The sequence below is a fragment of the Photorhabdus thracensis genome (genome assembly GCF_001010285.1).
GTDB classification, from domain to species: domain Bacteria; phylum Pseudomonadota; class Gammaproteobacteria; order Enterobacterales; family Enterobacteriaceae; genus Photorhabdus; species Photorhabdus temperata.
Genome location: NZ_CP011104.1, coordinates 1,202,654 through 1,216,881 on the forward strand (window position 1 = coordinate 1,202,654; position 14,228 = coordinate 1,216,881).

The 14,228-nt window shown below is 43.5% G+C and carries 8 protein-coding genes; all 8 read right to left on the reverse strand.

The genetic code is table 11. The features are described 5' to 3' along the window. Positions 1 to 493: 493 nt before the first annotated feature. A complete protein-coding gene (recD, locus tag VY86_RS04735) occupies positions 494 to 2,347 on the reverse strand; it encodes an exodeoxyribonuclease V subunit alpha (RefSeq protein WP_046974104.1) in 1,854 nt (617 codons plus the stop codon). Beyond that, positions 2,347 to 5,955: an exodeoxyribonuclease V subunit beta gene (gene recB, locus VY86_RS04740; RefSeq protein WP_046974105.1), complete on the reverse strand. Its 3,609-nt coding sequence runs from the start codon at positions 5,953 to 5,955 to the stop codon at positions 2,347 to 2,349. The genes recD and recB overlap by 1 nt, the downstream gene beginning before the upstream one ends. Continuing rightward, complete coding sequence (ptrA, locus tag VY86_RS04745; RefSeq protein WP_046974106.1) at positions 5,952 to 8,840, reverse strand: pitrilysin; 2,889 nt, start codon at positions 8,838 to 8,840, stop codon at positions 5,952 to 5,954. Before ptrA ends, recB begins: the two co-directional genes overlap by 4 nt. Positions 8,841 to 8,855: 15 nt before the next feature. Continuing rightward, positions 8,856 to 12,227 carry an exodeoxyribonuclease V subunit gamma gene (gene recC / locus VY86_RS04750; protein ID WP_046974107.1) on the reverse strand — a complete coding sequence of 1,124 codons (3,372 nt, stop codon included), beginning with the start codon at positions 12,225 to 12,227 and terminating at the stop codon, positions 8,856 to 8,858. Continuing rightward, positions 12,205 to 12,591 (reverse strand): prepilin-type N-terminal cleavage/methylation domain-containing protein, encoded by a 387-nt coding sequence (locus VY86_RS04755; protein WP_046974108.1) that lies wholly within the window; start codon positions 12,589 to 12,591, stop codon positions 12,205 to 12,207. The genes recC and VY86_RS04755 overlap by 23 nt, the downstream gene beginning before the upstream one ends. After that, positions 12,588 to 13,055, reverse strand: coding sequence for a YgdB family protein (locus VY86_RS04760; RefSeq protein WP_023043314.1), 468 nt, complete (start codon positions 13,053 to 13,055; stop codon positions 12,588 to 12,590). Before VY86_RS04760 ends, VY86_RS04755 begins: the two co-directional genes overlap by 4 nt. A 5-nt stretch (positions 13,056 to 13,060) precedes the next feature. After that, entirely contained in the window at positions 13,061 to 13,624 is a 564-nt protein-coding gene (locus VY86_RS04765) for a prepilin peptidase-dependent protein (protein ID WP_228939483.1), read from the reverse strand. A gap of 66 nt (positions 13,625 to 13,690) precedes the next feature. Further along, positions 13,691 to 14,206: a prepilin peptidase-dependent protein gene (locus tag VY86_RS04770; RefSeq protein ID WP_046974110.1), complete on the reverse strand. Its 516-nt coding sequence runs from the start codon at positions 14,204 to 14,206 to the stop codon at positions 13,691 to 13,693. Between the last annotated feature and the right edge of the window lie 22 nt (positions 14,207 to 14,228).

The window sequence follows — 14,228 nt, forward strand, 5'->3', positions numbered from 1 at the left end:
TTATTGTCATTGTGAAGAAAATAACACACCTCAATTTTTAATTCAACTTATTGTTTTAATTAAGATTAACTATTATCCAAATTTGTTAAGGCGGTTAAATTATTCAGCTCTAAGACACAAACTGAGCCCTTGCCAAAACACAGAACATGCTCAAATACTTAAATCCCTATTGATATTAGGCTATTTTATTTACTGTTTTTTATAGTAAAGAGTAAATCTAGGCAATATAAAATAATTATTTGCCCACTCAATATATTTCAAGCATTTCATTATTATCCAGTATAAATACACAATAATGATGAAAATAGAGAAATATATAGATACGGCGTATTGTTAATATCATCAGCCTGACGCTATTATATCCAATAAATCAAACTCAAATTTACTGATAATAAACGTGCAGCCATCACTTCGACTCATTTTTTCTAACAATAGAAACAGTGGCTACTCCCCGCTCCACTCTAAAACTGTCACAAAAAACCGATGTTTCTCGCTAATCCACTTGCTGACTAAGCCGTTCAGCCAGCCCGCTTCGCCTTTGAGTCGGCGTCTGGATAGCCTGACGCAATACCGCCTCATATGCATAAAGGGTCAGCTTTTCTCTGGCGCGGGTTATCGCCGTATAAACCAGTTCACGGCTGACAACCGGTACAAACTGCGTTGGCAATACCAGAGCCGTATGCTCAAATTCCGAGCCCTGGGATTTATGTACTGTCATCACATACGCGGTTTCATGCTGTGGCAAACGACTCGGCTGAATCCCTTTAATCTGCCCATCAGGCAGTTGAAAATACGCACGCAACTCATTATTTTCATCCCTGAGCATAATGCCGATATCGCCATTAAACAGTCCCAGTGTGCTGTCATTACGGGCAATCATGATTGGCCTGCCTGCATAACCACGGCTGAAAACCCCGGCAGGGCGACGGATCAGTCCCTGACGATGCAATAGCTGTTCTATTCGCTCGTTAAGCCCACTGACACCGAATGGCCCTTCTCTGAGTGCACACAGCAGACGATAGCGGTTAAATTCAGCCAGAATCTCTTTTGCAGGTGCCTGCTTTGCCACCAGTTGCAAATAAGAGTGGTAACCCGATACCGTTTCTGTCAGCAACCGCTGATAATCTTCATCCCCAGACAATGGGTAGAAACAGATATCATCCAATGGCTGTTGCAGAATAGACAGCGCTTCCCGACTCTTTCCCTGATTAACTGCCGCGGCAAGTTGCCCAATTCCCGAATTTGCATCAAAGCGGTAGCTTTTACGCAACAGGCACAGACGATCGCGAACCTCTGGCGCATTTTCCTGATCGCCTGCAACCAAATGGCATCCCGTCAACCGACTTAGCTGTTTTGCTCTTACAGCGCTGTATCCCAATTCAGCAAAACGGCAAATATCGCCCAATACAGCTCCAGCTTCCACTGACGCCAATTGATCACGGTCACCCAGCAGAACGATTTTCGCCTTGGGTGGCAATGCATCAATCAACCTGGCTATCATGGGTAAATCCACCATTGAAGCTTCATCCACCACCAGCACATCCAGATTCAATGGGTTATCCCGGTCATAACGCAATCGCTGGCTATCAGGTTGAGCTCCCAACAACCGATGAATCGTCTGCGCCTGATCTGGCATAGATTCAAACTGTTTCTCTGTCAGAGGCAATTTTCTAACAGCACTGTTAAGAGATTCAGTCAATCTGGCAGCCGCTTTTCCCGTCGGAGCCGCCAGTTGGATAACCTGCTTTTTATCCGGATTAAGTTTAATTAAGGCAGCCAATAACTTAGCAACCGTTGTCGTTTTTCCGGTTCCCGGCCCACCAGAGATAACCGAAACTCTGCTAGTCACCGCTACAGCGGCAACCACCCGTTGCCAATCCACTGTTTCATCAGACAGTATGAATAATTCATCCAGAATGGTTCTCAGCTGCTCTTCCTGAATACCATCGGTTGATTGATTAGCGGAGAAAAAAGCGGCCACTTGGCACTCACTTTGCCACATCCTCTGCAAATAGAGTCGATCATGAGAAAGCACAACAGGCGTTGGTTGAAAACCACTACTGACGGCAGCACAATTTTCCAGTGCCGCCAGTAAACTCTGCTTATCAGGTCTTCCCGCAATCTGCCATAACTGCTCCGCAAATTCACGATGTCGCCCATCAAAAAAATGTTCAGGTGTTATTCGGTTAACAGGCAAGCAAACGTGGCCGGTACCTGTTTCAACACTCAACAACGCCATTACCAACAACAGAACAGGATCTTCATCCTCAATCAATGTATGAGCAAACTGTAAATCCAATGAGCGCAGGAGCCGGAGATCTACTGCCTGTCGTAATAACGAAATCATCAATTTTTCTCTTTCTCAGGCTGTTCATGACCACGGAAAAGCAGATCCAAAGCATCCACAAACTCAGCCGCAGGGCAACAACTGAAAATACCATTCCCCGGTTGTTGTTTATCTATTCCCCTCAGGAACAGATAAATCACACCGCCAAAATGTTGCTGGTAATCATAATTAGCCAACCTGTGACGCAGGTAACGATGCAGTGCCAGTGTATAAATCTGATATTGCAGATCATAACGATGCTCAATCATGGCTGTTTCCATCGTTTCACGGGTATAAGCCTGACTCCCCTCGCCCAACCAGTTTGATTTGTAATCCAGTACATAAAACCGGCCTTGCCAACAGAAGACCAAATCAATAAACCCTTTCAGCATCCCTTTCACCTGCTGAAATTCCAGTTGAGAACAGCGGGCAGAAACAGGGTCGTAACGACGCATCACCGCATCCAGTTCCTGAGATTGCAAAAGCTGTTCAACCGGCAGATAAAACTGCATTTCATCCTGTTGGTGATGAAGCGGAATTTCTGCAAGCTGTATACCTTCATCATTCAATGGAGTGGTAAAAATATCTGCCATCCACTGTTGTAATACCCCACTCCAGTGTTCATCAAACCCGGCTGATTTCAGTTGTTCTGCCAACCATTTCTCATCAGGCAATTGGCTGAAATCAAGCGCTTCCAGAATAGAGTGCAAAAAAGTCCCCGCAGAGGCTCCCCGTGGAAACGTATGTGGTGTCATTTCAGGTTGTTCTGCTATTTGTTTTTCACCACTGGCATCAACATCCAACTTTGGCGCGATAGACTGAACAATGACCTCAATAGTCTCTTCCCCAACAATACGGGGAGAAGTATTGCCATAATGAACAGCAGAGTTTTGTAGACCAGAATAACTGGTGATCCGCCAATCATCCTGAATCCTGCGATTAAACTGCCTTGCCAACAGCAATAAATCATTTTGGCTTTGTGATTTCCATGGACTATCATCAGTATCACTGATTGAGGAGACAATAATCCCATCTCCATTTAATTCTTTAAGACATTTCGCCAAAAAATCAGCATCACCTTTAACTCCCTTTTGGAGCAGGTAACCCAGAGCACACTGATGCAGATCAGTATCCCCGGCCTTTTTCTTATTGCCTTTTATCAGTGGAGCCACACCGACACTGCAATGGTAAACAGAGCGTGTCAATGCGACATAAAGCAAACGCAAATCTTCTGCCAGCCTTTCTTCTTCCGCCAATTTGATCGTTTCCTCATCAGGGAAAATATCAAGGCAAGCATCAAAATTTGTACGATCATGATATATCGCCTGTTTCTGCGCCCTGAAATTACAGACAAATGGCAACCATACCAGCGGATATTCCAATCCTTTAGATTTATGAATAGTACAGATTTGTACCAAATGGCGATCACTTTCCAGCCGCATCTGCTGATTTTCCGACTGTGGATCAGGATGAGATATTTGTTGAGCCAGCCAACGAGTAACCGCATGTTCACTGTCGAGTTGTAGAGATATCTCCTGTAATAACTCACTAATATGCATCACATCCATCAAACGCCGTTCACCCTCATAACTGACAAGCAAATTTTCAGCAATATGATGGTTTGCTATTACCGCCCGTAACATCGGTAACACACCACGGCGTTGCCACAGGCGGAAATAACCATCAAATTCATCAACTAACTGATCCCACGCCTTTTCATCATGATTCAGCTTGTCTATCTGACGAGCAGTCAAACCAAACAGACCACTGGCAAGCGCACTTCTCAGAACGCGTTCTTTCTCTGGCGACAACACGGCTTGCAGTAGCCAAAGAATATCCTTTGCTTCTGCGGTATCAAATACACTTTCCCGGTTAGAAAGAAATACAGAAGGAATAGATAACAAGTTAAGCGCATTACGGATCAGTATGGCTTCCTTTCTGCTACGCACCAAAACAGTAATGTCGGCAGCAGCCACAGGCCGGGAATCATCGCCCTTATGCAACAGAGCACGTCCTTCACTACCAGCCTGCAACCAATCACGAATTTGCGCAGCGCAAAGCCGTGACATCGTTTGTTCATAATCTCCGGTAGAAATACCCTCTCCTGGCTGTAACCAGAAATTTAACGCTGCCTGCTCTTGACCGTCATAACTAAAAGAAAGCCCTCGGTTTTTCTCTGCCGCGGAAACCTCAATAAAAGGGATTTGTTCAAACAAAAATGGATTTTCTGAACACATAAACAGCTTGTTTACTGCCTGTACCATTGAGTAGGCCGAGCGCCAGTTTGTCTCCAAAGTATAGTGAGCACTTACTTGAGAGCGGGCACGAATATAAGTGAAAATATCTGCACCACGAAATGCATAAATAGCCTGCTTAGGGTCGCCGATAAATAGCAACCCATTTTCAGGCTGATCGCCATAGATGGTATGGAAAATCCAGTATTGCTGTGGATCGGTATCCTGAAACTCATCAATCAACGCAACCGGATAGCGCTGGCGGATAGTTTGAGCAAGCAAATCACTGCCTGGGCCTTTCAAAGCATCATCAAGACGGGTTAGTAAATCATCAAATCCCATCTGACCGCGCATTGACTTTTCCTGCTGGATTGACTGACGAATCTCAATAATCGCTCTGGAGATAATCAAATCACGTAAAGTTAGTGGTTGCTGATATAAATCGTCAATAACCACAAAAAGTGAGTGTTCAGGGACGTCTCCTTTTTTTGTCTTTTCTACTAATACCGACTGCCGAAATTTCTCCAACTCTTTTGGCAACTGGTAATCCTCTGTAGGCTCCTGAGCCCAATCAGTGACTCTGTTCAGCCAATTAGGTAAGTGCTTACTACTATAACTCCTTTTATCTACACCGGAACCCGCGATCAAATCATGTAATTCTCCAGCAATTTCATTCCATTGGCATTTAACACCACTGATCAGCTGGATAATTTTCTCATGACGGCTTAACAGCGTTTCATCACTGTCTGGCGCATCAACAATATGTGGCATATCCCCTTGTAAATAAGGGTGTAATTCAGCTAACAGCGCTTCCGGCCCACTCCATTCCTGGCTGATGACCATTGCCATTGACAACGGCAATGGATAGCAGTAACGCCGCCAGAAATCAGCACACCCTTGTTTTTCCAATGGATGTTGATCCTGAATTAATGTCTGTTCAAACAAAATCCCAGATTCAAAAGCATTATGCGCCAACATTCTCTGACAGAAACCATGAATGGTATAAATCGCGGCTTCGTCCATCTGCCGTTCTGCGGCCAGCAACCAAATAGCCGCTTGCTCTTTATCCGGAATTTCATCCAATAGCTGTTGATAGTCAGGTTCTGCGCCTTCTACTTCGCTTCGAATACAAGCCAGGCGAAGTTTATGAATATTTTCACGGATTCGGCCACGCAGCTCATCTGTTGCTGCTTCAGTAAACGTCACCACCAGAACTTCCTCCACGCTTAAAGGCCGTGGAAAAGCAGCATTTTTCCCCAATCCAAGTAGCAAACGGAGATATAAAATGCCAATGGTGTAGGTTTTACCCGTCCCGGCAGAAGCTTCGATCAGCCGCTGACCATTCAGCGGCAGAGTTAATGCATTAAGCCGATGGACAGATATCTCTGTACTCACTGAGTTCTTACCTCAACAGGTAACTGTTTCTGAAGTTCAGTGACATTATGATAAGTTTTCCAACCTTTCAATTTCGCATACCCATCCGGGTTTGCTAATTTGCCAATCACTTGGGAAATAAATGACAGTCCGCGATGTTTGATTACCGCATCCCGATAGAAATTAATCAGTTGCTTCTGTGTGGTTTTCTTTAGTGCCTCAAGCATTTTATCTCGGCTATCAAAACTAACGTTATTGCGGCTAAAATCACCGGAGAAACGGGCAACTTCAGCATAGAAAGTTTGTGGCGGCTGCTGCCGTTCATTAATCAGCGCATTTTTATACTGCTCAAAATCAGTTTGAGACATCGTTTTCAGTTTATCCGCTGCTTTCTGATAGAAATCCAGATAACGCTGATTCAAGTATTTTGGTTGTTTACTGTTACTTTGCAGCAGGAAACCCAACCCCCACTGTTCCCCAACACTGGTATTGAAGGCAAACACCGCATACCCCAATTGTTCCTTTGTTCTTAGCTGCTCATAGAACCAAGGCTGAAGCATATTGCTTAACAAGCTGGAATAAACATAACCTTCTATACGGTCATACCCAGTCGGAATATAAACTTCGGCTAAAGCACCGTCGGTGCTGCTGCCAGCACGCTGGAAATTAACCGGGTAATTTTTATCAATCACCACCTTATTCCCACTCCACCAGTGACTTCCTTGATTCGCCAGTTGATGATGGGCAGATTCAGCAATCACTTTGCTCTGCTGTTCGGTCAGGTTTCCAATGATCATCATCTGCAAAGCAGCGTTTTTGATCATCTCATAACGATACTCAACAATCTCCTGAACAGTGATGGTTTCCAGCTCTTTCAATCGAACAGATTGTTCAGTGTAAGGCACCCCAGAAAGGCGCTTCAATGGCTGCATAGCCATTTCATAAGCTTTACCGTTATTAGAAACCTCGATCTGTTCACGATACCAGGATTTAGCTTGTTCCAGTTGACTCTCGGTTGGCGTAAACGCCGTGTAATTACTGATTAAAGAGGTTAAGAGTTGCGGCAGATTCTGAGTGTAGCCACTGACGCCTAATTGCAATCCTTGCGATGCGCCACTGGAGATACTCATTCCTGCAACGGAAGCCTGATAACCAAGCTGGTCAAGGGAAAGCCCTGCCAAATAATCAAGCAAAGAGCTAGTTACCTGCTTGCGGGCACTATTCAGACTTTCTGCATGGCGCAAATCAAGAAGGATGCTGGCTTTAGGCTCATCAGCAAAATATTGGCTCGGCATATAGAATAAACGGAGATTCTGCTGTTCAAGAATCATCTCAGGATGCTTCTGACTTTTATCTGCTTTTATCAGTTTCAAATCGTTAGGAATATAGGGATTTGGCTCCGGCAGAGAAAAGTTCATCTGTTCCTCTAACTGCTGCCATTTTGACTGCTGCTGTGATGTAATTCGATCAACCTGATAAGGTGCCTGGACAAAATAAGCCTGTTTATTGTGCGGCTCTTTTGGGCTGATATACCAGATACGGGCGTTTTCAGGCGTCAACTCAGCAAGCCGGCTGGCAATTGCTTTCGGATTATAATCATCAGCCACATAGCCGGAATTCAGTACATTGGCAACAGGAACTCGCAACATAGCATCCGATAACCATTCGATATAATGCATATCACGAACGATAGAGCCATATTGGAAAGAGAGCTTCAAAACCTTAGCGATCTCATCAAAATAGCTTTTCTGAATGCCTTTTTGTTTTAACAAATTAATATAAGCAAAAATAGCCGCAACAACCTGATCACGCTGCTCAAGTCCTTTGTCTGTCAACGTCACATAGATAAAAAAGATGCCTTTGTTGCGGTCAATCATCGGTGCCGCCCCTGCGTTGATACTTTCAGCCAACCCCTGGGATTGCAGCCAGTCTGATAATGTATTCAAACTGCGGTTACCTATCATATAACCGAGATATTCATCCGTTTTACTGCGAAAATCAGCACTGTTATTGTCAATACTGAACTCCAGTTGTAACGCTTTTTGCGGTTGAGCAGGAACATAATGGATAATAATTCCTTTCTCTTTTTCCGTTACTGCCGGGACGGTAATCGCCGGCACACTCGCTTTTCTGTCCGGTATCCGGCCAAAAGTATTAACTGCAATTTGAGCCAGTTTATCAATAGGCTGATTACCGTAAATGACACCTTTCATCAGATTGGCTGAATAATAGTGCTGATAGAAATCCACCAGTTCTGTCTGTAATTTACTGCCCGGTTTATCTTTCAGCGTTTCCAGATTACCACCAGAAAAACGGGCATTTGGATGCTTAGGATTCAGGGTTTCTGATCGTATTTGAGCACCCCGCATCCCATCGCGAGAACGCGCCATTGTCAGTTCCGCATTGACCGCGTTTCGCTCCCGATCTGCGTTTACCGGGTCAAGCAGCGGTTCAGCCAGTGCATCAGCCAGACGATCTGTTGCATCAGCTAACGCTTCATTTTCTACCTCAAGGTAGAAAGCCGTACGGTAAGAGGCGGTGCTGGCATTATAGCTACCGCCGTGCTTTTGCAAAAACTCAGATAAACTCCCCGACTGTGGGTAGCGCGCAGATCCCATCAGAACCATATGTTCCAGATAATGTGCAAGCCCAAGCTGGCTGTCAGGGTTTTCCATACTCCCAACCGGAATCGATACCGCTGCCAGAGATTTTGTCGCCTTCTCATCAGACACCAGCAAAACCGTCATATTGTTTGCCAATTTGATTCCCTGATACTGACGGTGATCATTTTCGCTTTTATAAACTGTCTCTTGCAGTGGCTGCCACTGTTGTGTTTGCGCATAACCTGCCGTTCCCCAAAAAAGCAGGAACATCACAGCAAGCATACGGACAAGATGTTTATACATTATCGGATATTCTCCCTATGTGTTCTGATATCGCGCTATCGGTAACAAATAACTGAGCGCTTCCTGTTTAAGTTTTGCTAAAAATGATTTATCAGCTTGCCTGAAAGCCCGCTGAACATAAGGATCATCACCTTCCCCTCTGCGTCCTTGATCCCCAATCCATACTTTCAGTAACTGGCTTTCGGCTTTTGATTGAATTTCATCACTGCAATCAATCTCACCCGTTTCTTTATTCATACATGTTGAAAGCCACACCCAACCACTTTTACAAAACAAGGGCAAAGGCGTTGATCTTCCGCGCTGATAACCTTCAACCAATTGCTTCAGGTAATCTTCCGCTTGTTCTGACGGTACCGGGGCAAAACACCATTCGCAGTTATCGCGTCCATAACTGCGGCTTTCTCCCTTACCACCCGCAAGACAGTAAGCCAGATGTTCAATCCACAACTGCATACCATCATTTGCTGTCAGACCAGCTGGCCGCCAACGCAGCAAACCATCCGGCTGCACCTTATTAATTCGCCCTGTCAGAATGACTTGCCCTAAATCATGATGTAAATCGACAGAGAAAGTCTCCATTTGCTGTTCGCGAATTTTATCCGCCAGCGGTTGCATCTCTTTTTGCTGCTTCAACCAATAAACTTCACCAAAAGCACCAAAAGGCAGCCCTCCAGCAGCACGAAGTCGGTTGAATAGCGGCTCAGGAGATTGTTGTTCAATGAGGGTATTCAACAATAGCTGATTAAATTGATAACGCTGAAGGTTATCCAAAACAAAAGGTTCTTCCTCAGGTAACTCTGTTTCTTCAATAACAAAATTTATTTTCAGACAACGCTGGAAAAAAAACCGAACGGGATGACGGTAAAAGCGGATTAAATCATCAAGTGTAATGTCCTGAATGTGTTCCGTTTCGACAGGCTGACAAAATTCAGAATATGCAGCACCTTGCTCAGTCGCTGCCGGTAGCCACTCTTCTGCATAACTTTGTTGGTAACTGCCCGGTATAAAGTTCTCCGGCGCAAATGGAACCCGGGTATGAAGAGACAACAGATGTTTTCTGATATTAGCGGCACTTTCATCAACGTTCAGTTTTTCATTGCCTGGCAAGCAGAAACTCTGGCAAACATAATCCAGCAATTCATTGACCAGCACTGAAGGATTGCATTCCGTATCATCACGAATGGATTTACCAATGTAACTGATATAAAGAAACTGTTCAGCGGATATCAGCGCTTCAAGGAATAAATAGCGATCATCATCCCGCCGTTTTCTGTCTCCCCTTTGGCTTTTTTCTGCCATCAGGTCAAACCCAAGCGGTGGAATTGAACGGGGATAAATACCGTCATTCATTCCTAATAAACAGACAACTTTAAAGGGGATAGAACGCATCGGCATCAAGGTACAAAAATTGACAGACCCAGCGAGAAAACGCTGACTTATTTTTTCATCATCAAACCGGAGAGCCAATTCATCCCGTAACAAAACCAGTGGCACGATTTCCTGATAGTGGGCATTCAAACCATTGCCTATCACTTTCTGCCACTGCTGTTCTATCATTGCCAGTACTAATTCAGTTTCACTGTCTGCGATAAAAAATGCCTCTAGCAATTGCTGACAGACAGGTAACCACCCCATTAACGTCTGGCTCTCACCCAGAATTTTGCGCCAGTAGCTCAATTGCATTAAAAACTCAGCTAATTGACCGGCAAGCTCCGCCGCTAAGCCGCTGGATTCATCATAAGGCAATACCTCTTTCCAAGGACCTGACCGACTATCCATGGCATAACCCAACAACATTCTGGTCAGTCCAAAACGCCATGTATGCTGGCCTGTCACCGGCAAGGACAACTCTTCCACATTGTCGTCATCCAGCCCCCAGCGAACACCGGATTCTTCAACCCAACGCCTTAATAAACGTAAACCATCTTCATGAATCTCAAATTTATTCGCCAGTGCTGGAACTTCCAGCAATGCTAAAACCTGCTCAGTTGTAAAACGGCTTTGAGGTAAATCAAGCAGTGTAATAAATACCTGTAAAATTGAATGTGCTTGACGGGCTTTGCGATCAGAAATTGCGAATGGAATATAACGTTCAGCAGAGACATTACCAAATACCGCCTGAACATAAGGAGTATAACTGTCGATATCTGCGACCATCACAATAATATCCCTTGGCGTCAGTGATGGATTATCTTCCAATAACCTTAAAAGCTGATCCTGTAAAACTTCCACTTCCCGTTGAGGGCTATGGCAAACATGGAAAGACAAAGAACGATCCGAAGGATTAACCAACCGTTTTTGCAGGCTATTTTCAAATGTTTCTTTTGTTGAGCCAATTTGAGCATGATCCTCCAGATAGAGAATATCCCTTTGCAACTGATGTAACATGTTGTCTTGTTCTAATTCGACAAAAGCATGAACATCCGAACTTTGCTCAAGCTGCGACAATAAATAAAGGTTATCACGCCCCAATCGCCCCCATGACGCCAGCAAGGGATTACTAATATCCTGTTCACCTTCATCGTTAAACAGTGATTGAGCATTGCCAGGATCTTTGAAATATTCCAATTCCTGCTTATTTTTATAGTGACGCGGTTTACGACTACTCAGTTTTGCCAGAAAAGCATAATTCTGAATATCTCCCCAGTAATATTTACATGGATTGGTAAACATCAGGTGAATATCAATATGCTGTCCCAGTGCCTGTAAGGCTTGTAAATAAACAGGCGGCAAAGCAGAAATACCACAGATAAATACCCGTTTCGGTAAACAAGCTGAAAGTTCAGCACTGTTTTCCAATATTGAAATAAAACGGCGATACAAGTTAGCCCGATGCCATTGAGGTTGTTGTAGCTGGTGGGTATATTCCGTTAATTCCAGCCACAATCTCTTCTGCCACAACTGATTATCACTCAAACCATCAATAAGCTGCCCTTGCTGCCAGTTTTCCAGCCATTGCGGACGATAAACAAGATATTGGTCAAACAGGTCAGCAACCCGCCCGGCCAATTGATGAATTTTCCGTTTATCAAAATCCTGATCAAGATAGTGCCTGAGTGCGACAAATTCCGCTTCTGGCAATAATTGAGGCAATAACGCCATCAGTTTCCATGTCATGGCATCTTTACTAAAAGCGCTTTCTTTAGGGATATCAGGCAATACTTTGGTAAACATATCCCAGATAAAAGTAGCCGGAAGCGGAAACGAAATATTGGCTGATATGCCAATGCTTTCAGCCAGTTGGATTTGCAGCCACTGTGACATTCCTGGGCTTTGTACCAGAATGACTTCCTGCTCAAACGGATCAGTCAGTGGATTATCTCCGATAAGTATTGTTATCAGCTCTTTAAGAAGATCCAACTGATTAGAATGATAAACCTTGAACATCAGGACTCCCGTTTGAACAAATCCACCGGCTTGCTTTACTTTGCTGATTATAAGGCGTTGTCACTATAACTGTAAGCTGATAACAATCAGGTAGCTGATATGTCGTCTGAAATTCAGCGTGCCATCCCGGTGGCGGTGTTAATTCTGCTAAAGCACTTTGACCTGCAATTAACTCATATTGTTCCAGGTATCCATAAGATAATTTGTCCGCCTTTGCTTGTTGCCAATGTTGCTGGAATCCAAATAATAGCGCCTGATGATAACGCATTAATCCCAGTAAAGAGACAGAAAAGACCATAACGGCAACCATAACTTCGGGCAAACTCATCCCTGATTGATTAGCATGAAAAATATCTGGCTTCATAAACAAAACCCCGTATCTGCCTCGGGACAGAAATCCAACCAACCGCTTTCTACCGGAATAAGAGAATCACTTCCACCAGAAGAGATTAATTTCATCCATTGATACAGTCCGACAGATTGCCCAGATGCCATTTCTGCCACACCTTTCAGCAGAAAAAAATTACTTGAATACCTTTTTAAACAACTTGTTAGATGGAACTCCTGCTGTTGCAGGCAATACCACTCTTCTGTTTTATCACTATAAAGTAGCCATGACTGAGCCATTCCCCATGCCAATGCAGATTCTGCTTGCTGAAAAGCTTTTAAATATCTGCGTTCATCAACCATCATGATTAATGCGTTATCCAGATGATGATGTAAAGCTTTCAGCATCATAAGGCTCACAGCCAGCAACATCAGCACTGAAATCAACAATACATTTCCTTGCTGAAATTGCAGGCAGACATTTGGAGAATGCTCAGTCACGGTACTTATCCCCTGATATTGCGCAAACGTATTACTGCCTGATATTGGTAGTTTATTGATGGATATTTAAACCAATGTGCAATAAGCGTCAATTTGATAAAAACTAAACCATCTTTTGTTGGTAATTTTTCTGCTTTAAATGAATCTACCACTATCTCATTTGGGTCAAATAGCCTTTCCCAGCCATTTCCCTGACAGCTATCCGCACCTCTTTTCCATTCCACTGACTTATTGCTAAGACGATAACCAAAGAATTCTGATTCACTGTGTTCTGGTGGCTCCCATTGGTTATTTACATTAAGATCGTATGCAATAATCAGGCATGAATCCTCACTTTCATCACTTCTATTACTAATTAATATTGGCTTTCCATCGCAATAATGCTGGCAATATCCTGCACGGCGAATATCTTTTTCCATAATATGCAATGTTTGTTTAGCGAAATACCCTAAACGATATCGCTGATATAACTCCATTATTTGTCTGGTTAGAACCGGGTAACTTTTAGCAATCGCCAGTAAGATAATAGTGCCAATAGCCATTGCCGCAATCACTTCTAACAATGTCATTCCAGATTGGTTTTTATGTTCCATTATTACAATAGAGTATCACTTATTTTATAAAAAAAAGCATAATTAACCACACGCTGGGATACTATTAAACTTATTATTACTACATGATCTTACTCTTCCTCGTGAAGAAAAAATAACTGATATTTCACCTGCGGAATTAGCCAAGATAAAACTCGCTGGCATCATCGTGTTTCTTATTCCATGAAACTCTATCTGTTCCTTAGTTGCTGAACTTATAACAACATCCTGATAGGATGATTTTATACCCTCAACATTCTCTAAATCACAATCAGCAAGTGCAGATCTAGAAAGCGCCATACACCACTCTTTTCCCGTTTTCAACCACAACACCACCTCTTTATTCAGATAATTTGCCATAGATTGTTGCCTGGCGATAAATGTCAATACCTTCTGTACTGACTCCTGTAACCTGGCTCTTTCCTGATGATCACCCCATTCCTGTATCCCCCATAAAGAAAATATTGAAATTAAAACAATAACAATCATCAATTCCAATAAGGAAAAACCTAATTGATTATCAATATTATAACTGCCAATTATATTAATGTTATCTTCCATTAAAAATTCCTTACATCCTTTC

Excerpts from the sequence above, each read along its gene's own strand:
- VY86_RS04755 (WP_046974108.1), bottom strand. The coding sequence starts at position 12,591 with ATGAAGCCAGATATTTTTCATGCTAATCAATCAGGGATGAGTTTGCCC.
- ptrA (WP_046974106.1), bottom strand. The coding sequence starts at position 8,840 with ATGTATAAACATCTTGTCCGTATGCTTGCTGTGATGTTCCTGCTTTTT.
- recC (WP_046974107.1), bottom strand. The coding sequence starts at position 12,227 with ATGTTCAAGGTTTATCATTCTAATCAGTTGGATCTTCTTAAAGAGCTG.
- recD (WP_046974104.1), bottom strand. The coding sequence starts at position 2,347 with ATGATTTCGTTATTACGACAGGCAGTAGATCTCCGGCTCCTGCGCTCA.
- VY86_RS04770 (WP_046974110.1), bottom strand. The coding sequence starts at position 14,206 with ATGGAAGATAACATTAATATAATTGGCAGTTATAATATTGATAATCAA.
- VY86_RS04765 (WP_228939483.1), bottom strand. The coding sequence starts at position 13,624 with ATGACATTGTTAGAAGTGATTGCGGCAATGGCTATTGGCACTATTATC.